We start from the raw sequence: 20,855 nt of genomic DNA, 5'->3' as shown, positions 1-20,855 counted from the left end.
CTGTCCTCATCTCATGGCGGGTCTCGGCGCCACTCGCCAACGCGGCTTGCGCTGGCGGGCGTCGATGGAGGCATTTTCCGGACCGGGCCATTGCAAAGGATTTCAGAGTGTCGCCGGAGCTTTGCAAATTGTTGCGACGCTCGAGCTCTCGAGCGCGCGCCTGTCGCTTCAGCGGGAGCGCTGCAGCAGGGGCGTCACCGTCGCCGCCGACAGCGGGCGGCTGAACAGATAGCCCTGCATCTCGTCGCAGCCGAGCAGTTGCAGTTCGGCGCGTTGCGCTTCGGTTTCGACGCCTTCGGCGATGGTCGAAAGACGCAGTGCCCGGGCCAGCGCAATCACCGCCTGCACGATCGAGGCGTCGCTGCCGCGCGCGGCGAGGTTGCGCACGAAGGACTGGTCGATCTTCAGCTTGTCGAGCGGGAACTGGCGCAGGTACGAGAGGCTGGAGTAGCCGGTACCGAAATCGTCAATCGACAGGCGCAGGCCGAGCGAACGGAATTCGTTCATCAGCGCCAGCGTTTGCTCGACCCTGCGCATCAGCGCGCTCTCGGTGAACTCGAGCTCGATCAGGTAACCTGGCAGGCCGTGCCGCGTCAGCGCGCCGGCGATGAAAGACGGCAGCCCAGGCTGGGCGAGTTGCAGCGGCGAAAGATTGATGGCGACGACGAAGTTGCCGAAGCCGGCGTCGAGCCAGGCGCGTCGCTGTCGGCAGGCTTCGTCGATGACCCAGTTGCCGAGTTCGTTGATCATGCCGTTCTCTTCGGCGATGGGAATGAACTCGCCGGGTGGAATCAGTCCGCGCTCGGGATGTGCGATGCGCACCAGTGCTTCAAAGCCGACTATGCGGCCATTGCCGAGATCGACCTGTGGCTGGTAGTGCAGCAGCAGCCGTCGCTCGCGGATGGCGTCGCGCAATTCGCCGCCGATGGTCAGCAGCCGCTGCGCGTGTTCGTTCATGCGCGCGGTGAAGAAGCGGAAAGTGTTCTTGCCGCCGACCTTGGCATCAAGCAGAGCGGCATCGGCGTTCTTCATCAGCGTGGCAAAGTCGTCGCCGTCGTTGGGAAAGACCGCGATACCGATGCGTGCCGAGAGATTGATCGCCTGTCCGTCGACCGAATACGGCTCGGCAATGGCCGTCAACAGCGCTGCCGCCAGCGGATTGATCTCGCTGCTGGCATTGAGGTCGGGCAGGGCGACGACGAAAATATCGCCGGAAAACCGCGAGGCGGTGCCGCGCGGACCGACCACGTCGACCAGACGTTGCGCACTCTGGCGCAGCACCTGATCGCCGGCGACATGGCCGAAGAGATCGTTGACCATGTGGAAATGGTCGATGTTGATGAACAACAGACCGACGTAACGGCCGTGCTGCTGCGCGTGTACGATCGCTTCGCTGATGCGGTCTTCCATCATCACCGGATTGGGCAGACCGGTCAGCGCATCGAAACGCTTCAGGCGGCTGAGTTCTTCGGCAGCCTTCTTCTGCACCAGATCGCTGAACACGGCGAAGTGGTTGGTGATCCGGCCGCTGCGGTCACGCACGACATTGATCGTCACCCATTCCGGAAACAGGTCGCCATTCTTGCGCCGGTTCCAGATCTCTCCCTGCCAGGAACCCTGCTCGTTCAGCGCACGCCACATGTCCTGGTAGAACTGGTGGTCGTGGCGTCCGGAGCGCAGCAGGCGCGGGTTCTGCCCGAGCGCCTCGTCGCGCGTGTAGCCGGTAATGTCGACGAAGGACTGATTGACGGCGACGATGTTGTTGTCGGCGTCGGTGATGGTCATGCCGTCGCTGCTGTTACCGAATACCTGCGCGTACAGCGCCAGCTGCGCTTCGGCACGTTCGCGCTGCTCGGTGTCGGAAATCTTGCGCAGGGCGAAGGAGATGTCGCCGGCGACTTCCTTGACCAGAGCGAAGATGTCCTCGTCGAAATGGTCGTCGACGCGCGAGTAGATGTTCAGCGCTCCCCTGAAGTCGCCGCCACCGATCGGCAACGCGACGCTTGAACGCAGCCCGTAGTGCTCGGCCGACCCGTGCCACGGCGCGTCCTCGTCCTGCAGCAGGTAGCGACTGATCACCGGCCGCTCCTCGCGGATCGCCGTGCCGGTGGCGCCGCGTCCGCTGGGCAGCTCCGCCGACACACTGATCGCGATAGTTTCCGGGTAGGCGGCGCAGTTTTCGGTGCCGGCGCGGGCGGCAACACGAACGCGACCGTCAGCGTCGGCCCGGCCGATCCAGGCCAGCGCAAAGCCGCCGAGCACCACCGCGTCGCGACAGACCTCGTCGAACAGCGTCTGCGCATCGGTGGTCTTGACGATGGCGTTGTTCACCCGGCTGAGCAGCGCGTACATCGCCGTCTTGCGCGCCAGTGCCTGCTCGGTTCGCTTGCGCTCGCTGATGTCGCGCAGGAAGGCGAAGAAGTGCGCGCCGCTGCCTTCGTCGAGCATGCGCACGCTCACCTCAACCGGGATGTGCCGGCCCCCGCGCTCGCGCCAATGGCTTTGGAAGACGCCGCCGCCGCCCAGGGTAATGCGCGTGAGATTGGCTTGAATTTCATCAGCGGTCTGCTGCGCTTCAAGATCGAACAGCGTCATCGCCAGCAGTTCGTCGCGCGAATAGCCGGTCAGGCGACAGCTCGCGTCATTGACTTCGAGCAGGCGCGCGTCGCTGCCGACCATGACGAAGGCGTCGAGCGAGGTCTGGATGATCGTTTCGTAACGCGCTTCGGCGCGCTTGTGCGGCGTGATGTCGGTGAAGTAGCCGATCACGCCGCCGACCTCGCCAGCCGCGTCCAGCCACGGAAGCTTAGTAATGCGGATCCAGCCAGGCTGACCGTCGAGGTGGAAGGGTTCTTCCTGGCTGAGCGTGATCCGCTCGCTCATCACCCGCTGGTCATCGCCGCGGTAACGGCTGGCGAGTTCAGCGGGGAAATAAGCGTAATCGTTTCGCCCGGCCATCGACTCGCCGCTCAGGCCGAGCACGCTGGCGTAGGTCCGGTTGCAGAACAGATAATTCGACTGGCGGTCCTTGACGAAAAGACGCAACGGCAGCGCATCAAGCAGCGCGCGCAGTACGGCTTCGTCTTTTCCCGTTGCCGGCACGGGCGCTGCGGTGGCGGGTTCGGCGCGGTCGGGCGAGGGGGGCAGCTTACGCATGGCGGTCGCCGAGTTCTTCTGTCTTGAAGACAGCGGGATAGCCATTGTAGGCCTGTCGGCCGGACAGGCAAGCGCGTCACCCCGGCCGGCGAGGCGCATCGTCGCGCCGCAGTCATTGCAAATTGTTGCCGCGAGCATCGCCGACCGGCCGGCGGTCTAGAATCGCTGCTCGTCTGGCGCGCACGATCGCAGCCGCAAGTCCTCCGTGCTCATCGCCAGCCAGCGCGTCCGCTGCCCGCCAAGGAGCCAAAGCATGAAGAAAATCCTCATCGTCGACGATGACCCCGAGTTGCGCCAGCTGCTCGCCACCTATCTCGCCCGTCATGGCTTCGACGCGCTGCAACTGCCGGATACGCGCAAGCTCGACGAGTACCTTGAGCGCTATCAGCCGCACCTGCTGGTACTCGATCTGATGATGCCGGGCGAGGACGGCCTCGCCGCCTGTCGTCGCCTGCGCGCGCGCGGCGAGAAGCGGCCGGTGATCATGCTTACCGCGCGCGACGAGCCGATCGACCGCGTGCTTGGTCTCGAGATGGGCGCCGACGACTATGTCGGCAAGCCTTTCGACCCGCGCGAACTGGTCGCCCGCATCGAGGCGGTGCTGCGCCGGGGTGCGACGCCGCCGGCAGCACCTGAACCGGGTGGCGGCGTTTTCTGCTTCGGCGACTGGCGCTTCGACCGCGGCGCGCGCCGTCTGTCGCGCGATGGCAGCGAGTCGCCGCTGACCAGCGGCGAGTTCGCGCTGCTCAACGCGCTGGTGGCCAACGCGCAGCGGCCGATGCGCCGCGAGCGCCTGCTGGAGCTGACGCGTGGCGACGACAGCGAGTCGTTCGACCGCGCCATCGACGTACAGATCCACCGCCTGCGCCGGCTGATCGAGGAAGATCCGGCGCATCCGCGCTATCTGCAGACGGTGTGGGGCGTCGGCTACGTATTCGTCCCCGACTCGGCGGCAACGCCCGCGACGGCGGGGGGCGGCGCCGCTCACGACGCAGCGCTCACAGCGCCGCCACGCGCATGAATCTTCTGCCTGCCTCGCTTGCCGGGCGCACGCTGCTGCTGGTGCTGGCGGTCGTCGTCGTCGCCGCGACAACGATCGTTTCGCTGATCGGCGAGGTGCGGCGCAGCGCGCATGTGGCGCAGACGACGCAGCTGGTCGCCGGGCAGATCCGCCTGCTGCAGACCGTTCTGCCGGGGCTGGATGCGAGCGCCCGTGAGCGCCTGGCCCGCCTTCCGGCGGGTGATGGGCCGCAACTGCAACTGATGCCCGACGGGCCGGGCGTGCCGTCACAGGAACCCGATTTCGGTTTCGGGCGGCGTCTTGCCGAGACCTTGAGCGAGCAGCTCGGCGAGCCGATCAGCCTGCGCCATATCAATCATCCGCGCGGCCAGCCGCCGCAGACCGACTCTTCGCCGCCTCGCGGCGAGCCGCGCCCGCGCAGTGGCCTGTGGATCGGCTTCATGGCCGGCAGCGAACGCTGGTGGCTGCTGCTGCCGCCACCGCGCTTCGAGCCCCCAGAACTGCCGCCGCAACTGTGGGCCGGGTTGGCACTGGCGCTGGCGCTGCTCGCCGCGATCGCCACCATCTTCGTCCGCGGCATCGTCGGCCCGCTGGCGCGACTGGGCGAGGCGGTCGACGCTGCCGGCGACGGTGCCGGCCGGCCGGTCGTTCCCGCAGGCCCGAGCGAGGTGCGCCATCTCGCCGAGCGCCATAACGGCATGCTCGCGCGTCTGGCGGCTGCCGACGCCGAACGCCGCGAAATGCTCGCCGGACTGACGCACGACCTGCGCGCGCCGCTGGCGCGACTGCGCCTGCGTCTGGCGCTGCTCGCCAGTGACGAGGAACGCGCCGGGCTGACGCGCGACGCCGACGACATGGAGCGCATCGTCAGCCAGTGCCTGGCTTTCCTGCGCAGCGAGGCGGTGGCCGGAACGGCGCCGCCGCTGCCGATTGCGGCAGCCATCAGCGAGGCGGTTGCACGCCAGCAGGAACTGGGTCGGCCGGTGACGCTGCTTGCCGATGCGGCCAGTGCCGACTGTCGCGTCGCCATTGACGCGGCGGCATTGCAGCGCGTACTCGACAACCTGATCGACAATGCCCTGCAACACGCTGCGCCGCCGGTGGAACTGAGCCTGTCGGTGCTGTCCGCCGCAGCTTCGCCGAAATTCTGTCTGTGCGTGCGCGATCACGGGCCGGGAATCGCCGCCGCCGACCGCGAACGCGTGCTTGACGCGTTTACCCAGTTGGAACCGGCACGCGCCACCAGCGGCCGCTGCGGACTCGGCCTGGCGATCGTCCGCCGTATCGTCGCTGGCTGTGGCGGCGAACTGACGCTGGGCGATGCCGAAGACGGCGGCCTCGTCGTGCACCTCCGCCTGCCCTGCACCTGGCCGGGCGGCGCGGTCAGAAGCGGCGAGCGGCAGTGCCGGTGAGGCGCTGCCACTCCACCGGCAAGACAGCTACTTCTTCGGGCGTCCGGTCTTGATGCGCTCGACCTTATCCAGCACCTTGAGCAGTTCGGCGTCGTTCAGTTGGTCGAGCAGCGCCAGTCCGGCACGCACGAGTTCGCTTTTCTTGATTTCGCCGCCGGCCGCCAGCGCTCTTTGCTTGAGCGTGGCGAACAGCGCGTAGTCGTTCTCGGGGAAGGTGAAGCTGTCGCGCACCAGTTTCGCTTTCTTCGCGCCGGGCTTCTTGTTCCGGGCTGCCTTGGTCGCGGCGACTTTGCGCGCGGCCTTGTCGACCGGCGCAGCGGTGGCAGCGGCTGGAGCACTTTCGGCCGGCACGGCGGGCGCGGCGACTTCGGCAGCTGCGGTCGTGGCGGGCGCTGCAGCAGCAGTCGCCTTCCGTGCCGATCTGGCCGGGGTTTTCTTCACGGCCGGCGCCGACGCCGCCGCTGCGGTGATGGCGGGCGTTGCCGCCGGCTTGCGCGTTTTCTTCTCGCCCGGTGCAGCGCTTGCCGCTGCGGCAATGCTCTCGGCCGGCGTTGCGCTCGCCGTGATCAGTTCCTTGCTCATGCTGTTCTCCCCAGTCGCGTTAAAGACGATATACAGTATAAACCGTTTATGCCAGCGGTGAAGGCTGGGCGATGCGCCAGCGAACGCCCAGCGCTCGAGCGCACGCGCGTCGCAAGCTGCCTTTCGCATGGGCGCATTCATGGCGCGAGCCGGACTTGAGGATGCGCCGCAGCCTAGCCTTTTTTCATGAAGAGTCGATGTCGGCGAGATGACAGCCGTGTGCGCCAGCCGCAAGGCGGCGCGCAGCGTCGCCACTACCGGGGGAGAAGCGGGCGCAGCCGCCGTAGCTGCTGAGCCGGTCCACTCCGCTTGCGCCTGGAACGACCGCCAGCGGTGGCTGCTCAGTCGAGCCCGGACAGCGACTTCAGAAAGGTGTTGGCGTCCTGATAGCCGACGACGCGCCGGCCGGCGATTTCATGGCCTTGCCGGTCGAAGAAGACGATCCCCGGCGGGCCATAGAGCTGGAAGCGTTGCAGCAGGGCGCGGTCGGCATCGCTGTTGGCGGTGACGTCGGCCTGCAGCAGCAGCCAGCCGGCGAGGCGTTCGCGCACGCGGGCGTCGGCGAAGCTGTCGCGTTCCATCTCCTTGCAGGTGATGCACCAGTCGGCGTAGAAGTCGAGCATCGCCGGCTGGCCGCGCGCCGCAGCTTCGGCGAGACGCGCGTCGAGCTCGGCGGTTGAAGCGACGCGAACGAAAGGCAGCGGCCGTATTTCGGTGCTGCTGCCGCGCAGTCCGGCGAGCGGCTGCAGCGGGTCGCGCGCCCCTGACAAGGCGCCGACGAGCAGCGCCGCGCCGTAGAGCAGCAGCACCAGCGCCGCGCCCTTGGCGACGCGCCGGCCGCCCTTCGCCTGCGCCGGCAGCGGGTCGATGGCGTGCAGGTATACGGCGGGGACGATCAGCAGAACGCCCCAGGCGGCGAGCAAGGCCGCCGGCGGCAGCAAGGGTGAAACCAGCCAGACGGCGACGCCGAGCAGGATGACGCCGAACAGTTTGTTCACCATCGCCATCCAGGCGCCGGCTTTCGGTAGTAGCGCTCCGGCCGAAACGCCGATGGCCAGCAGCGGTACGCCCATACCGAGTGCCATGACGAACAGAGCGGCGCCGCCGAGCAGCGCGTCGCCGCTCTGGCCGATGTAGAGCAGCGCGCCGGCCAGTGGCGCGGCGACGCAGGGGCCGACGATCAGCGCCGACAGCGCACCCATCGCCGCCACGCCCGGCAGCGAACCGCCGCGCAGCTGGCTGGCGCTGCTTGAGGCGCGGCTTTGCAGCGCACTCGGCAGTTGCAGCTCGTAAAAGCCGAACATCGATCCGGCAAGGACAACGAAGACCAGTGCGAAGCCGCCGAGCGCCCACGGCGTCTGCAGCGCCGACGAGAGCAGCGTTCCCGACAGCCCGGCGGCGACGCCGGCGGCTGCGTAGGTGAGCGCCATGCCGAGGACGTAGGCCAGCGACAGCGCGAAACTGCGCCCGCGCGAAACTGCAGCGGCGCCCTTGCCGCGACTGCCGACGATGATGCCGGAGAGGATCGGCAGCATCGGCAGCATGCACGGCGTCAGCGCCAGCAGCAGGCCGAAGCCGAAGAAGCTGCCGAGGATCGCCCAGAACGAAGCACCGCGCAGCAGTGCTGCGATGCGGCCGCTTTCGTCGCCCGCGTCGGCGCTGCCATCGGCAGCGCTGGCTGCGAGCGCGCCACCGTCGCCGGTGGCGGGCGGCGGCAGTTGCAGCGTCAGCGTCTGCTGCTGCGGCGGATAGCAGATGCCGGCTTCGGCACAGCCCTGCGAAGTCACCTTGAGGCTCAGCGGCAGCGTGCCGCTGTCGCTACGCGTCAGCGGCAGCAGGACGCTCACTTCGCGGTAATAGACCTCGACGCGGCCGAAAGCGTCGTCGACCTTCTCCTTGCCGGCCGGCAGGCGCGGTGGGCCAAGCGTGACGGTTTCACCGGCGGCGTCGGTGGCGGCAAAGCGCAGCTTGTCGCGATAGAGGTAGTAGCCGCGCGCGATCTCGAAGCGCACTTCGACGGTACTGCCGTCGAGCGCGCGCGCGCTCGGCCGGAAGGCGACTGCCGGGTCGAGGAATTCCTGCGCGCCGGCGGCGCCGGCGACGAGCGCCAGCAGCAAGACGAGCGGCGCCAGCAGTGCGCTGCGTACGCGCTGACCGAACGATCTGCCCTCAAGGCGCAAGGCGGACGCCGCGCTCACGTGCTTGCCCTTGCCGCGTCACCGGCAGCAAGCGGCCGGGTTTCCGCGCCGATCCATTCAAGATAGGCGGCGTTGCCGGCGGTGATGGGAAGCGCAATCAGCTCGGGCAGCGCGTAGGGATGGCGTTCGCCGATCGCCGCGGCGAGTGCTGCGTAGCGGTCGGCAGCGGTCTTGATCAGCAGCGGAACTTCGTCAGCCTGCTCAACGGCGCCCTGCCAGCGGTAGAGCGAACGGCAAGGCGCCTGGATGCTGACGCAGGCGGCGAGCCGCGCCTCGAGCAGATGTGCGGCCAGCGCTTCGGCGCTGGCGCGGTCAGGCAGCGTGGTGAGAACGAGCAGGCAGGCAGGCGGCGTGTTCATGCGCGGATTGTACCTCGCGCGCCGGCGCGTCGCGCCCGGCTCGGCGCGGGCTGAAAACGGGCCGGCAGTGAGTTGCGGGGAGATCGCTTGGGGCTGATCGGCCGGGGTGCCGCGGCCGCTCGCGTCGCCGGGTGATTTCAGGCCGTCTCGCGGATGTAGCGGAAATACTGCATCAGTTCGCGCAACTGCTCGGAGCGCGCGCGCAGCGCCTCGGTCTGCCGCTGCGTCTGCGCGATGATGACAACGCTCGCTTCGACCGCCGCGGCAATTTCGCCGATGTTGCGCGTCACCTCGTCGCTGGCCTGCGCCTGTTGCGCCGAAGCGTCGGCGATGTGCTGCGACATGGTGTTGATCTGCCCGGCCTGTTCGGCGGCGAGCTCCAGTCCGGCCTCGGTGCGGTCCATTTCGCTGTCGGTGCGCTGCACGCTGTCGCCGGCCGAGTGCATGCTCGTTTCCGCCTGCTGCGTCGCCTGGCGGATGGTCGAGACGGTCGCGGAAATTTCGTCGGTCTGCTTGCTGACACGCTCGGCGAGCTTTCTTACCTCGTCGGCGACAACGGCAAAGCCGCGCCCGGTCTCGCCGGCACGCGCCGCCTCGATCGCGGCATTGAGTGCCAGCAGATTGGTCTGTTCGGCAATTTCCTGGATGGTGTGCGTGATCGTGCCGATCTGCGTGATCGACTGCGCCAGGTTCTGCATCGTCGTTCCCGCGGTCGCTACCGAATCGACCACCGCGCGCGAAGCGTCGCGGCTGGCGTGCATCTGCCGCGACACGCGGCCGAGTTCTTGCTGCGCGCTGAGCACCGCACTGGCGGTGTTCTGCGCCGAATCGGCGACATCGCGTACGGTCGTGCTCACTTCCTCCATCGCCGCGGCGATCTGCGAGACCGAATCGGACTGCCGTTCCGACTGGCGATGCACGTCGAGCATTTCGGCATTGACCTGGCGCGCGTTGTCGCCAACGCAGCCTGCCACTTCGCCGATCTCGGCGAGCATCACTTTCAGATGCGTCTGCATGGCGAGCAGGCCGTCGTTGAGCTGGCCGAGTTCGTCGAGGCGATGCAGCGGAATGTCGTCGGTCAGGTCGCCCTGCGTGATGTGATCAAGGCGCTGGGTGATCTGCTGCAGCGCGGCCAGCGCGCGGCGCTGGCTGAGATAGAGGAAGCCGCCGGCAAGAATGCCGATTGCGCTCAGGCCGACCGCCAGGCTGTGTGCCGCCGACAAGGGCAGATCCAGCGTCTGCGTCAGTTGCGCGCCGAAGAGTTCGATTCCGGCGGTGGCGGCAAGCGCCGCGAGCATGCTCAGCGTGAGTAGCGAGAAACGCGTGCGCAGACTGATTTTCTTCAGCGCCGACGGCCGCGGCAGTCCGGCGCCGCTGCTGTTGAGCTGCCGGTAGAGTGGCTCGACGGCGGCGATCTGTGCGCGCGTCGGTGGTGTGCGTACCGACATGTAGCCGATCGTCGCGTCGTTCTTGCGCACCGGCACGACCAGCGCATCGACCCAGTAGAAATCGCCGTTCTTGCAGCGGTTCTTGACGATGCCTTGCCAGGGACGCCCGTCCTTGACCGTCGCCCACAGGTCGGCGAAGGCCGCCGGTGGCATGTCCGGATGGCGGACGACATTGTGGTTCTTGCCGATCAGCTCGTCGCGGGTGAAGCCGCTGAGCTCGACGAAGGCGTCGTTGGCGTAGGTGGTGATTCCCTTGAGGTCCGTCTTCGAGACGATGTACTTACCCTTCGGGAACGGCAGTTCGGTCTGCGTGACCGGCAAGTTCTTTTTCACGGCGCCCCTCCCGGGCAGCGGTCGCGGCGATCCCTCAGGGGATTCTGTTGCCGCGCATCACGTTGGGTAGCGCGAGGACGCTACCGGAGAAGGGGTGTTTTATATCACCTTAGTAATACGTGGTCTACGGTATGCTAAATGAATGAACCGCGCCGCGGTGTACCTCAGTCGCGCCAGGCGCGCAGCACGATATCGCGAATCAGTTGCAGGCGCCGGTGAAAGAAGTGGTCGGCGCCGGGGATGACGACGACCGGCAGGTCGAGCGGTTCGGCCCAGGCGAGTACGTTAGCCAGCGGCACCGTCTCGTCGCGTGCGCCATGAATGACCAGCGTCTCCGGCGGCACCGCGGCGGTCTCGTAGCGGCGGGCGCCCTCGACATGGCCGGCAGCGGTGCCGACCAGCGCCAAGCGGCGTGCCGGCTGGCCGGCGTCGGCCAGCGCCTGCGCGACGCGCGTCTGCACGTAGGCGCCGAAGGAAAAGCCGGCCAGCGACACCGGCAGATCGCCGAAACGCTGCTGCGCCCAGGCGAGCACGGCGAGCATGTCGGCGCATTCGCCGGCGCCGTCGTCGTGTTGCCCGGCACTGCCGCCGACGCCGCGGAAATTCGGACGCAACGCGACGCAGCCGAGCTTCAGCGCTGCGCGCGCCAGCGTGTGTGTCACCTTGTTGCTGTTGGCGCCACCGAACAGCGGATGCGGGTGGCAGATCAGCGCGATGCCACGTGGCGTCTCGGCGGGAGTCTCGACGATGGTCTCGATCAGCCCGGCGGCGCCGGCGATGAACAGCGTTTCGGTGTGGATCATCAGCGGCGCAGGCGTTCGACGACGCGCCCGCCGATCAGGTGCTGCTGGATGATGTCCTCGATGTCGCTCTGGTTCGCGAAGCTGTACCAGACGGCTTCGGGATAGACGACCAGTGCCGGGCCGATCTCGCAGCGGCCGAGGCAACCGGCCTTGCTCACACGCACCGCGCCGGGACCGTTCAGTTCAAGTTCGGCGACGCGTTCCTTGGTCCACGCGAACATCGTGCTCGCGCCGCGCGAATTGCAGTCGCGGCCGTTGTCGCGCTGGTTGCAGCAGAAAAACAGATGGTGTTTGAAATAGCTCATGGTGTTCCGGTCGTTGGCGGCAGAGGAGTGGGCGGGTGGCGTCGATTATCGCAAATCGGCGGCGGCAGGAAGAAGCCGGCCGGGGAATGCCCAAGGGTGGCGGGTCTTGCGCTGCGCCGGCGGCGCTAGGCCCGGCGACGTACGGTCATGGTCAGGTAAGGCAAGGCGATGTACGGCCACAGACTGGCGGCGATGCGCGTCAGACCGTTGAAATTGAAAAAGTGCCCTTGCCGCCAGGTCGCCAGCGCTGCCGCTGAATACGGATTGGCGGGTGCCAGATTGACCAGCGCGGCGCCGGCCATCAGCGCCAGTGCCGCCAGCGCGATGCGCCAGGGGTCGGGCAACAAGAGCGCCAGCGCCAGTGCCGCGCCACCGACGGCAAGGCCGAGTCCGGCTCCCGGCGTCAGCCAGGCGAGTGCGTCCTGCGGCGGCGCCAGCACCGCCGCGGCCAGGGTGCGCACGATCAGCGCGCCGAGGACGAAGTTGAACAGCACCGGTGCCGGCGCGATGCGCGCGCCGAGCAGCGTGCGTGCAAACAGGCCGATCGCCAGCAGGTGGCAGGCGGTGATTGCGGCTTCGATGAGGAAGAAGGAATCGGCTGCGTAAGGGACCGCCGGCGTCAGTTCGAGCAGCTGGCGCAGGTCGCCGGTACCGAACAACTGCGTTTCCGGCGACAGCTGCGTCAGCAGCCAGATACCGAGCAGGACGACGCCGAGCTCGGCATGCGTCGACGCCGCCAGCAGATGTCGCCAGGCCGCGGCGCGCCGTGCCAGCCGCTCGCCGACGAGCAGCGCAAGCAGCGCGCCGAGGCAGGCGCCGGCGGCGTTGCAGGCGAGATCAAGGTTTGACGGCACACGTGCCGGCAGCCAGTTCTGGACGCTTTCAAGCAGCAGACTGAGCAGGGCGCCGAGCAGCAGCGCCACCAGCGCGCCGCCGAAGTTGCCGAGACGACGGCGCAAGGCGAGCGCGACGAGAAAGCCGAGCGGCAGGTAGGCGAGCACGTTGATCGCCAGATCGAAACCGGTCCAGTAACGCGGCCAGCCGCCTTCGAGAAAAGCGAAGGGCGAAAGGCCAAGGTCGCGCCAGCCGGTGAACGGATGCAGGCTGGCATAGACGACCAGCGCCGCGTAGGCGAAAGCGAGATGGCGCGGCAGAGCGCCGGAAGTTTCTGCCGGCGCGCCGTTGCGGCGCGACGCGCGGCCCGCCGCTGGTGCATTGCGCGGGCGCTCGGTCGATGCGGCGGAGCGGGGGCGAAGGGCTTTCATCTCGGCGTCGATTCTAACGCCGACGCGCTGCCGGGCGCGGTGGGCGCCTTCAATCGAAGGGGCGGTAAGGGATTTTCAGCACGCGCTCGAAGAGTTCGGCCGAATCCGGTTTCGGTAGCGGCGACGATTTGAGGATGGCGCGCTCGACGGCGGCGTCGAGTGCCGGGTTGCCGCTCGACTTCCTGATGCGCACCGAGAGCACCTCGCCGGAAGGCAGCTGCGTCACTTCGAAGATCGTTTCCGGGTTGCCCTGGATACCGGGAGGCAACACGATGTTGCCGCGAATCTTGCCGCGCACCTTGCCGGCGTAGTCGGCGAGTCCGCGCGAGCGTGAGGCGGCCGACTGCTCGGCCTTCAACTGGTCAAGCTGGCGCGCCTCGGCGTCGGCGCGTTCGCGCTGGCGCTGCAACTCGCGTTGCCGGTCGAGCTGTTTCGTCTCCTTCTCGATGTTGGCGAAGGGGTCGAAGGCCGGCTTCTTTGGCTCAGCCTTGGTCTCTGGCTTCGCTTCCTGCTTCTTCGGTTCGGGCTTTGGCTCGGGCTTTTTCGGCTCTTCCTTCTTCGGCTCGGGTTTCGGCGCTTCTTTCGGCTTCTTCTCTTCCTTGATCGCGATGTCCGGCTTGGCCGGCGTCTTGATTTCCGGCTTCGGCTCGGGCTTTGGCTCGACGCGCGGCTCGGGTTTTGGCTCCGGCTTCGCTTCCGGCGGCGTCGCCGCGGGGGGGGGCACACTGCGCCAGACTTCGACTTCGACCGACGCCGGCGGCTGGCTCTTCCACTGCACGCCGAGGACCAGCGCGCCGATGAGCAGGAGATGCACGGCGGCGGCGAGGAACAGCGCCTTGCGCTTGCCCGGATCGCGCTGCTCGTTATCGAGCTGTTCCAGGCGCCGGTCGGCGTCAGTGGCGGGAATGTGGCCGGTCACGGTGCTGTAGCGGCGGGCTTACTTGCCGGTCGGTTGCACGAGCAGGCCGATGCGCTTGACCTGCGCGTGCTGCAGTTCGTCCATGACGCCGAGAACGGCTTCGTACCTGACGTCCCTGGCGCCGGCGATGAGTACCGGCTGATCGGGGTTGTCGGCCTGCGCGGCGAGTATCGCCTGCGCCAGTTCGGCGCGGCTCGTCTCGCGCTCGTCGCCCTTGCCGCGCGCCAGATCGCGCAACGTCAGCGAACCGTCGGCGCGGATCGTCACCTGCAGCGGCTGCGCCGGCGGCTGTGCGGCCTGGCCGACCGAGGGCAGGTCGATGCTGGCGGTGGTCATCATCGGCGCGGTGACCATGAAGATCACCAGCAGCACGAGCATGACGTCGATGTAGGGAACGACGTTGATCTCGTTTTTCAGGCGGCGCGGACGCATGTTTCGCTCCGCTCCTCAGCGCAGCTGGCGCTGCAGGATGTTCGAAAACTCTTCCATGAACGACTCGAAGCGCGACGACAGACGGTCGATCTCGTGCGCGAAGCGGTTATAGGCGAGCACCGCCGGAATCGCCGCGAAGAGGCCGATGGCGGTGGCGACCAATGCCTCGGCGATGCCCGGTGCGACCGAGGCGAGCGTCGCCTGGCCGACGTTGGAGAGGCCGCGGAAGGCGTGCATGATCCCCCACACCGTGCCGAACAGGCCGACGTAGGGGCTGACCGAACCGACCGAGGCGAGGAAGGAGAGGTGCGCGTCGATGGCATCGACCTCGCGCTGGTACGTTGCGCGCATGGCGCGGCGCGAGCCGTCGATGACGTCTTTCGGGTCGAGGTTCTTCTGGCTCTTCAGCTTGGCGAACTCGCGGAAGCCGGCCTCGAAGATGCGCTCCATGGCGCCGGTTTCGTGGTGGTTGCCGACGGCGCCCTGGTACAGGGTGTTGAGGTCGCCGCCGCTCCAGAAATCGCGCTCGAAGGTCTCGGTCTGCCGGTGCGCCGTCTTCACCGCGAACCACTTGCGGAAGATGTAGTACCAGGACATGAAGGAAACGCCGGCGAGCAGCAGCATCACCACCTGGACGACGGCGCTGGCGTTGAGGATCAGGCTGAAAATCGACAGGTCTTGCGTGACGTTCATTGCAGTGCTTCCAGTTTGCTCCGCAGAAAAGCGGGGATCGGCGTCGATTTCATCTGCGCGAAATTGACGCAGACGATCTGCACGACGGCGGTGGTGAGTTCCTCCCAGCCGCCTTCGACCTCGGCATTGGCGCGGCGCGCGTGCTGACGGAAAGTGATCTGGGCGCGACCGATCTTGTCGACCTCGAGGCCGATGAGCAGCTGATCGTCGAGGCGCGCTGGCTTCAGGTATTCGATATTCACCGCGCGCACGACGAAAACGATTCCCGGATCGCGCAGCAGGTCGGCCTGGTCATGGCCGATCTGGCGCAGCCATTCGGTGCGGCAGCGTTCGAAAAATTTCAGGTAGTTGGCGTAATAGACGACGCCGCCGGCGTCGGTATCCTCGTAGTAGATGCGAACGGGGATGGTGAAGGCGTTGGCCTTCTGCTCATGCGGATGGGCATTTTTCATGCGCGAATTCTACTCCAAGGCTTCGTCGGTGGCGGCGCCCGGCAGCGACGTCGCCGGCGCGTCTTCCTCAAAACGGCGCAGCTTGCGCCACAGCGAAACGCGGTCGATGCCAAGCAGACGCGCGGCCAGCGCGCGATTGCCGCCGGCGTGGCTGAGCGCATCGAGAATGTGCCGGCGTTCGACTTCGGCAAGCGGCGCGATGTGCGCGCCAGCGCCGGCAGTGCTGCCGCTGCTGGCGATGCGCGGTGCGTCGCTGGCTTCGCCGGCTGTACCGGCCACTGCGATCAGCTTGCTGCTGGCCGGCTGCGTGTCGCCGGCGCCGACGGCGTGCCGGCCGACACCGGCCGGCAGCAGATCGGCGCTGAGTACGCCGCCCGGCGCCAGCGCGACGCCGCGCTCGATCAGGTTTTCCAGCTCGCGGATGTTGCCCGGATAGTCGTGCGCGAGCAGGCGCTCGAAGGTTTCCGGCGCGATTTCGGCGACCGCCTTGCCCATGCGCTGCGCGAAGCGGGCGAGGAAATGCAGCGCCAGCAGCGGAATGTCGCCACGGCGCTCACTTAGCGGCGGCAGTTGCAGCGTGACGACGTTGAGGCGGAAATAGAGATCCTGACGGAAACGCCCTTCGGCGACGCGTTTGCCCGGGTCGCGGTTGGTCGCGGCAAGAAAGCGCAGGTCGGCGGCGATCGGCTGTGTGCCGCCAAGGCGGTAGAACTCGCGTTCCTGCAGCACGCGCAGCAGTTTCACCTGCATCGCCGGCGTCATCTCGGTCACTTCGTCGAGGAACAGTGTGCCGCCGGCAGCCACCTCGATCAGCCCGGGCTTGACGCCGGCGGCGCCGGTGTACGCGCCGCGTTCGTGGCCGAAGAGTTCGTTGGCGAGCAGCTCCTCCGAGAGCGCGCCGCAGTTGATGGCGACGAAAGGCCCGCGAGCGCGCCGGCTGTGCTGGTGCACGTAGCGCGCCAGCAGCTCCTTGCCCGAGCCGGTGGGGCCGACGATGAGCACATTGCAGTCGGTCGGTGCTACCCCGGCGGCGACGCCGAGCAGCTCGCGCATCGCCGGTGCGTTGGTAAGGATCTGCGGCCGCTCGCCGGCCTGTTCGAGCGCCACCTTCAAGCTCACGTTCTCGCGCTTCAGGCGTACCTTTTCGGCGGCTTCGCGCACGACCTTGCGCACTTCCGGCAGGCGGAAGGGCTTCTCGATGTAGTAGAAGGCGCCGCTTTTCATCGCCTCGACCGCCGAGCCGGCGTTGGCGTGCGCGGTGATGACGATCACTTCGGTATCCGGGCTGCGCCGGCGCGTTTCGCGCAACAGCGCCATGCCGTCGATGCCGGGCATGCGCAGGTCGGTGAGGACGAGGTCGTAGCGCGCCTGCGCCAGTTGCTCGAGTGCCGCTTCGCCGCAATCGGCGCAGTCGGCCGTAAAACCTTCGCGTTCGAGCACATGCGCGAGGTTGCGCCGGGCGATCGCCTCGTCGTCGACAACCAGAACTCGTGCCTTGTATTCAGCGTCGCTCATCGGCTGCTTCCTGCTGGCTGTCGCTGCCGCTTGGCGGTGGCGACTCGATGAGCGGGGCGGGCGTGCTGCCGGCAGCGCTCGGAATGAAGATGCGGAAACGGCAGCCGGCGCCGGGCGAACTGTCGGCGCTGATCGTGCCGCCGTGGCGGGCGATGATCTCGTGCACGACGAAGAGGCCGAGGCCGACGCCCTTGCCGACCGGTTTGGTCGAGAAGAAGGGGTCGAAAACGCGCGGCAGGTCGGCCGCCGCGATTCCCGGCCCGTCGTCTTCGATGACGAGGATCGTTCCCGGCGGCGAATCTTCCGCGGCAGCGGCGAAGGCGCGGATGTGCCCGTCGGCGCCGGCCGCTTCGGCGGCATTTTTCAGCAGGTTGAGCAGTACCTGCTGGAAGCGCTGCCGGTCGACGCAGATCGTCAGCCCAGCCGGTGCGTCGATGTCGATCCGCGGCATGCGCCCGATCTGGTTGCCGAGCAGGGGCAGGGTCTCGGCGATCAGCGGTCCGGCCGGCTCATCGCGCCGGACAAAGGGCCGCTCGCGCGCGAAATCGAGCAGGTCGCCGACGATGCGCTGCGCGCGCAGCGCCTGATCGTCGATCTGCGCGAGCAGCTGACGCGCGCCGTCGGCGTCGAGTTCGTCGATCTCCTCGAGCAGGATCTGGCACGAGGTCGAGATGTTCGAGAGCGGGTTGTTCAGTTCGTGTGCGACGCCCGAGAGCATGCCGCCGAGCGCCACCAGACGCGACGAGCGCGCCACCGCCTTCTCGCGGCCTTCGAGTTCGGCGAGCGCGCGGTTGATCGCGTCGGTCAGCGACTCGACTTCGCGATCCTCCGACAGGCGGTCGAGGCGACCCGTCTCGCCGGCAGCGATGCGCGCCAGGCGTTCTTCGACGCGGCGCAGCGGCCGCGCCACGCTGCGCGCGACGGCAAAGCCCGACACCAGCGCCAGCGCGATGGCGACGGCGATGGCGCGCAGCAGGTCGCGGTGGTGCGCGGCGATGGCGTCGTCGAGGCGCTGGCGTGCCAGTGCGTCGAGCTGTTCGCCGAGATTCAGCAGCTCGCTGCCGACCTCGGCGAGCGCAGCGACAGTCTCCGGCGAAGGGCGGGCATGCCGGTTGGCGGCGTCGAGCTCGGCGAGCAGTTGCCGGTACTGGCGCAGCAACTCGCCTTCCTGCGGCTGCGCACGGCCGGCACGCGGGATCGGCGGCAATTCGGCGAACAGGCTGGCGGCGCGGTTGGCGCGTTCGATCGCCTCGGCCAGATCGGCCTTCTTGCGGTAGAGCAGGAAGTTCTTTTCCATCCGCCGCGCGTAGCGGATCGAGTCGTGTACGGCGGTGACGCGCTGTTGGTCGGCGATCTGGTCTTCCAGACCACGGAAATGCAGCAGCGCCGACACCGCCAGCCCGACGAAGAGCAGTCCGGGAATGCCGAAGCCGAGCAGGATCTTGGCGTGCAGCGACTGGAAGTGCTTCATTTTCATCGTTGAATTATTCAACAGAAAGTTGCACTTCGCAACGACCGTGGTTTTGCGCAACGCCGGTCGATGTCAGTTCGTTTCATCCTGCAACGTTGCGCTGCCGACATGCGCTGGCGCGATTGCCTGCGAAGCCTGTAGCAGTGGGCTTTTCGGCTTCTTGCCGCTTCTTGGCACGACTCGTGCTGATAGACAAAGGTTCGTACCCGGATTCTTCTCGGTGCGGACAACCAGGAGATTCAGGCTCGACGCAAGTCGGGCCTTTTTTTTGCCGGTCGCTGCTGCAGCGCTTACCCGTGCCGGCTCAGCTGCCGTTCCACAGCTCGCCGTCGCGGCCAGGGACGGGCAGGCCGAGGTGCTGATAGACCGCTGGCGTCGCGACGCGGCCGCGCGGCGTGCGTTGCAGGAATCCCTGCTGGATCAGATAGGGTTCGAGCACGTCTTCGATGGTGTCGCGTGCTTCGCCGATGGCGGCGGCGAGGTTGTCCACACCGACCGGGCCGCCGGCAAACTTGTCGATCACCGCCGAAAGCAGCTTGCGGTCCATCAGGTCGAGCCCGCCGTGATCGACGTCGAGCATGACCAGCGCCAGATCGGCGACGTCCTGCGTGATGCGCCCGCCGGCACGCACTTCGGCGTAGTCGCGCACGCGGCGCAGCAGGCGGTTGGCGATACGCGGCGTGCCGCGCGAACGGCGCGCAATTTCGAGCGAGCCGTGCGCCTCGATCGGCACATTGAGCAGTTGCGCCGAGCGCGTGACGATCTGCGTCAGCTCGTCCGGCGTGTAGAACTCGAGCCGGGCGACGATGCCGAAGCGGTCGCGCAAGGGGTTGGTCAGCATGCCGGCGCGCGTCGTCGCGCCGACCAGCGTGAATGGTGGCAGGTCGAGCTTCACCGAGCGCGCCGCCGGCCCTTCGCCGATCATGATGTCGATCTGGAAATCCTCGAGCGCCGGGTAGAGGATTTCCTCGACCACCGGCGAGAGGCGGTGGATTTCGTCGATGAACAGCACGTCGTGCGGTTCGAGATTGGTCAGGATCGCCGCCAGATCGCCGGCGCGTTCGAGCACCGGGCCCGAGGTCTGGCGCAGGTTCACACCCATCTCGGCGGCGACGATGTGCGCCAGCGTCGTCTTGCCCAGCCCCGGTGGGCCGAACAGCAGCACGTGGTCGAGCGAATCCTGGCGGCGCGTCGCCGCCTCGATGAAAATCGACAGCTGTTCGCGGATTTTCGCCTGGCCGACGTAATCGGCGAGGCGTTTCGGGCGCAGCGCGCGTTCGATCGCGTCTTCCTGCGCCGATTTCGATTCGGGCGCGATCAGGCGCTGTTTCGGTGAGGGGGCAAAGTCGTCGGTTTCGATCATGGTCGCGTTCAGTCTGGCGTTGCTGTCGTCGGCTGAATCGCCGGTGCTGGCGGGCGTTGCGTTCAGCTCTCTGGCTGGGGCGGTGCCGGCGTTTGCGGACTGGTCCAGTGCTGCGCCAGCATCAGGCCGAGCGCCAGCAGCGTCGGTCCGAGGAAGACGCCGATCAGACCGAAAGCCAGCGCGCCGCCGAAGACGCCGAGCGCGATCAGCAGCAGCGGCAGGCTCGCCGTCTTGCTGATCAGGAAGGGCTTGAGGAAGTTGTCGATGCTGCTGATCACGAGCAGGCCCCAGATCACCATGAAGATCGCCCAGCCTAGCTCGCCCTGGTCGTACAGCCACCAGGCGGCGCCACCCCAGAGCAGCGGCGGACCGATCGGCACCATCGACAGGAAAAAGGTGCCGGCAGCAAGCAGCAGCGCGCCGGGAACGCCGGCGATGACAAAACCGATCAGCGCGACCAGCGCCTGCCCGGCGGCGGTGCCGACGATGCCGACCATGACGCCCATCACCGTGTTGCGCGAGGCTTCGAGCAGATGCTCGCCGAGCTCGCCGCCGAGACGGCGCGAACCGGTGCGCAACAGGCCGGCAATGGCTTCGCCGTCGCGGTAGAAAAAGAAGGCGATGAAGACGACCAGCGCCAGCTGCAGCAGGGCGTTGCCGATCAGTCCGCCGGTCTGCAGCAGGACGCCGCGCGCCGGGTCGATCGCCTGGCGCAACAGGCGCGAGATTTCCTCGCGGCTGCCGGCGATGTTGTTCCAGTAGGCGTCGATGCGTTCGCCGATGAAGGGCAGCGTGCGCAGAAAGTCGGGTGGGTGTCGCGGCAGCCCCTGTTGCAGCAGCGGGCCGATCTTCTCGACGGCGAGCGAGACGCCCTCGGCCAGACTGAGCGTGATCAGCGTCAGCGGCGCGACGAAGATGATGGTCAAGGCCAGCGTCATCAGCGTCGCCGACAGTACCTGCCGCCGTTTCAGCTTGCGCAGCAGCAGCGCGTAGGCCGGCCAGGTGGCGATGCAGATCACCGCCGCAAAGAGGATGGCGGCGACGAAGCCGCGCAGCACCAGCACGCAGCCGACAAGCAGCAGGGTGACGAGCGCGATCTGGGCAAACTGCTTCGACGGGTTGAGCATG

19 protein-coding genes are annotated in these 20,855 nt (G+C 67.5%); 3 read left to right on the top strand and 16 right to left on the bottom strand.

Going from position 1 to position 20,855, the window contains the following annotated elements:
* Window positions 1-168 precede the first annotated feature (168 nt).
* Window positions 169-3,156, bottom strand: coding sequence for a sensor domain-containing protein (locus GGD90_RS02035; protein WP_184414896.1), 2,988 nt, complete (start codon window positions 3,154-3,156; stop codon window positions 169-171).
* Here GGD90_RS02035 and GGD90_RS02030 point away from each other — a divergent pair.
* The 3 genes from GGD90_RS02030 to GGD90_RS02020 all read left to right on the top strand — a co-directional run bounded on the left by GGD90_RS02030 (window position 3,155) and on the right by GGD90_RS02020 (window position 5,589).
* The gene (locus GGD90_RS02030) at window positions 3,155-3,316 is read left to right on the top strand and encodes a hypothetical protein (RefSeq protein ID WP_184414895.1); all 162 of its coding nucleotides are present in this window, start codon (window positions 3,155-3,157) and stop codon (window positions 3,314-3,316) included. The genes GGD90_RS02035 and GGD90_RS02030 overlap by 2 nt on opposite strands.
* A 93-nt stretch (window positions 3,317-3,409) precedes the next feature.
* A complete protein-coding gene (locus GGD90_RS02025) occupies window positions 3,410-4,177 on the top strand; it encodes a response regulator (RefSeq protein ID WP_153114960.1) in 768 nt (255 codons plus the stop codon).
* Complete coding sequence (locus GGD90_RS02020) at window positions 4,174-5,589, top strand: ATP-binding protein (protein ID WP_153114961.1); 1,416 nt, start codon at window positions 4,174-4,176, stop codon at window positions 5,587-5,589. The genes GGD90_RS02025 and GGD90_RS02020 overlap by 4 nt, the downstream gene beginning before the upstream one ends.
* A 27-nt stretch (window positions 5,590-5,616) precedes the next feature.
* Here GGD90_RS02020 and GGD90_RS02015 read toward each other — a convergent pair whose 3' ends face one another.
* The 15 genes from GGD90_RS02015 to GGD90_RS01945 form a co-directional block, all read right to left on the bottom strand.
* Complete coding sequence (locus GGD90_RS02015; protein ID WP_153114962.1) at window positions 5,617-6,171, bottom strand: hypothetical protein; 555 nt, start codon at window positions 6,169-6,171, stop codon at window positions 5,617-5,619.
* 341 nt (window positions 6,172-6,512) lie between these two features.
* The gene (gene dsbD, locus GGD90_RS02010; RefSeq protein WP_228273612.1) at window positions 6,513-8,369 is read right to left on the bottom strand and encodes a protein-disulfide reductase DsbD; all 1,857 of its coding nucleotides are present in this window, start codon (window positions 8,367-8,369) and stop codon (window positions 6,513-6,515) included.
* Window positions 8,366-8,728, bottom strand: a complete 363-nt coding sequence (cutA, locus tag GGD90_RS02005) for a divalent-cation tolerance protein CutA (protein ID WP_153114963.1) — start codon at window positions 8,726-8,728, stop codon at window positions 8,366-8,368. Before cutA ends, dsbD begins: the two co-directional genes overlap by 4 nt.
* A gap of 137 nt (window positions 8,729-8,865) precedes the next feature.
* On the bottom strand, window positions 8,866-10,509 hold the full coding sequence (locus tag GGD90_RS02000; protein WP_153114964.1) for a methyl-accepting chemotaxis protein: 1,644 nt from the start codon (window positions 10,507-10,509) through the stop codon (window positions 8,866-8,868).
* Between the two features lie 164 nt (window positions 10,510-10,673).
* The gene (locus GGD90_RS01995) at window positions 10,674-11,312 is read right to left on the bottom strand and encodes an alpha/beta hydrolase (RefSeq protein ID WP_221227620.1); all 639 of its coding nucleotides are present in this window, start codon (window positions 11,310-11,312) and stop codon (window positions 10,674-10,676) included.
* A complete protein-coding gene (locus GGD90_RS01990; RefSeq protein ID WP_153114965.1) occupies window positions 11,312-11,617 on the bottom strand; it encodes a (2Fe-2S) ferredoxin domain-containing protein in 306 nt (101 codons plus the stop codon). The genes GGD90_RS01995 and GGD90_RS01990 overlap by 1 nt, the downstream gene beginning before the upstream one ends.
* Window positions 11,618-11,742: 125 nt before the next feature.
* Window positions 11,743-12,882, bottom strand: a complete 1,140-nt coding sequence (locus GGD90_RS01985; protein WP_153114966.1) for a VanZ family protein — start codon at window positions 12,880-12,882, stop codon at window positions 11,743-11,745.
* A 49-nt stretch (window positions 12,883-12,931) separates the two neighbouring features.
* A complete protein-coding gene (locus GGD90_RS01980) occupies window positions 12,932-13,801 on the bottom strand; it encodes an energy transducer TonB (protein ID WP_228273613.1) in 870 nt (289 codons plus the stop codon).
* Window positions 13,802-13,819: 18 nt separating this feature from the next.
* Window positions 13,820-14,233 (bottom strand): protein TolR, encoded by a 414-nt coding sequence (gene tolR, locus GGD90_RS01975; protein WP_153114967.1) that lies wholly within the window; start codon window positions 14,231-14,233, stop codon window positions 13,820-13,822.
* A 15-nt stretch (window positions 14,234-14,248) separates the two neighbouring features.
* On the bottom strand, window positions 14,249-14,926 hold the full coding sequence (gene tolQ / locus GGD90_RS01970; RefSeq protein ID WP_153114968.1) for a protein TolQ: 678 nt from the start codon (window positions 14,924-14,926) through the stop codon (window positions 14,249-14,251).
* Entirely contained in the window at window positions 14,923-15,378 is a 456-nt protein-coding gene (gene ybgC / locus GGD90_RS01965) for a tol-pal system-associated acyl-CoA thioesterase (RefSeq protein ID WP_153114969.1), read from the bottom strand. The genes tolQ and ybgC overlap by 4 nt, the downstream gene beginning before the upstream one ends.
* Window positions 15,379-15,387: 9 nt before the next feature.
* Window positions 15,388-16,893: a sigma-54-dependent transcriptional regulator gene (locus tag GGD90_RS01960; protein ID WP_153114970.1), complete on the bottom strand. Its 1,506-nt coding sequence runs from the start codon at window positions 16,891-16,893 to the stop codon at window positions 15,388-15,390.
* Window positions 16,880-18,370: a sensor histidine kinase gene (locus GGD90_RS01955; protein WP_153114971.1), complete on the bottom strand. Its 1,491-nt coding sequence runs from the start codon at window positions 18,368-18,370 to the stop codon at window positions 16,880-16,882. The genes GGD90_RS01960 and GGD90_RS01955 overlap by 14 nt, the downstream gene beginning before the upstream one ends.
* Window positions 18,371-18,668: 298 nt before the next feature.
* Window positions 18,669-19,727: a Holliday junction branch migration DNA helicase RuvB gene (gene ruvB, locus GGD90_RS01950; RefSeq protein WP_153114972.1), complete on the bottom strand. Its 1,059-nt coding sequence runs from the start codon at window positions 19,725-19,727 to the stop codon at window positions 18,669-18,671.
* Between the two features lie 62 nt (window positions 19,728-19,789).
* Entirely contained in the window at window positions 19,790-20,854 is a 1,065-nt protein-coding gene (locus tag GGD90_RS01945; protein WP_153114973.1) for an AI-2E family transporter, read from the bottom strand.
* Window position 20,855: the final 1 nt, after the last annotated feature.

Origin of the sequence: Rhodocyclus tenuis (genome assembly GCF_014197755.1) — a bacterium.
In the GTDB taxonomy this organism is placed as follows: Bacteria; Pseudomonadota; Gammaproteobacteria; order Burkholderiales; family Rhodocyclaceae; genus Rhodocyclus; species Rhodocyclus tenuis.
Note: the sequence above shows the minus strand (reverse complement) of the source record. Positions and strands in the feature narration are given on the sequence as shown.

Coding starts and splice junctions, on each gene's coding strand:
- GGD90_RS02030 (WP_184414895.1), top strand. CDS start 3,155: ATGGCGGTCGCCGAGTTCTTCTGTCTTGAAGACAGCGGGATAGCCATT.
- GGD90_RS02035 (WP_184414896.1), bottom strand. CDS start 3,156: ATGCGTAAGCTGCCCCCCTCGCCCGACCGCGCCGAACCCGCCACCGCA.
- GGD90_RS02025 (WP_153114960.1), top strand. CDS start 3,410: ATGAAGAAAATCCTCATCGTCGACGATGACCCCGAGTTGCGCCAGCTG.
- GGD90_RS02020 (WP_153114961.1), top strand. CDS start 4,174: ATGAATCTTCTGCCTGCCTCGCTTGCCGGGCGCACGCTGCTGCTGGTG.
- GGD90_RS02015 (WP_153114962.1), bottom strand. CDS start 6,171: ATGAGCAAGGAACTGATCACGGCGAGCGCAACGCCGGCCGAGAGCATT.
- cutA (WP_153114963.1), bottom strand. CDS start 8,728: ATGAACACGCCGCCTGCCTGCCTGCTCGTTCTCACCACGCTGCCTGAC.
- GGD90_RS01995 (WP_221227620.1), bottom strand. CDS start 11,312: ATGATCCACACCGAAACGCTGTTCATCGCCGGCGCCGCCGGGCTGATC.
- GGD90_RS01990 (WP_153114965.1), bottom strand. CDS start 11,617: ATGAGCTATTTCAAACACCATCTGTTTTTCTGCTGCAACCAGCGCGAC.
- GGD90_RS01985 (WP_153114966.1), bottom strand. CDS start 12,882: ATGAAAGCCCTTCGCCCCCGCTCCGCCGCATCGACCGAGCGCCCGCGC.
- tolR (WP_153114967.1), bottom strand. CDS start 14,233: ATGCGTCCGCGCCGCCTGAAAAACGAGATCAACGTCGTTCCCTACATC.
- tolQ (WP_153114968.1), bottom strand. CDS start 14,926: ATGAACGTCACGCAAGACCTGTCGATTTTCAGCCTGATCCTCAACGCC.
- ybgC (WP_153114969.1), bottom strand. CDS start 15,378: ATGAAAAATGCCCATCCGCATGAGCAGAAGGCCAACGCCTTCACCATC.
- GGD90_RS01960 (WP_153114970.1), bottom strand. CDS start 16,893: ATGAGCGACGCTGAATACAAGGCACGAGTTCTGGTTGTCGACGACGAG.
- GGD90_RS01955 (WP_153114971.1), bottom strand. CDS start 18,370: ATGAAAATGAAGCACTTCCAGTCGCTGCACGCCAAGATCCTGCTCGGC.
- ruvB (WP_153114972.1), bottom strand. CDS start 19,727: ATGATCGAAACCGACGACTTTGCCCCCTCACCGAAACAGCGCCTGATC.
- GGD90_RS01945 (WP_153114973.1), bottom strand. CDS start 20,854: ATGCTCAACCCGTCGAAGCAGTTTGCCCAGATCGCGCTCGTCACCCTG.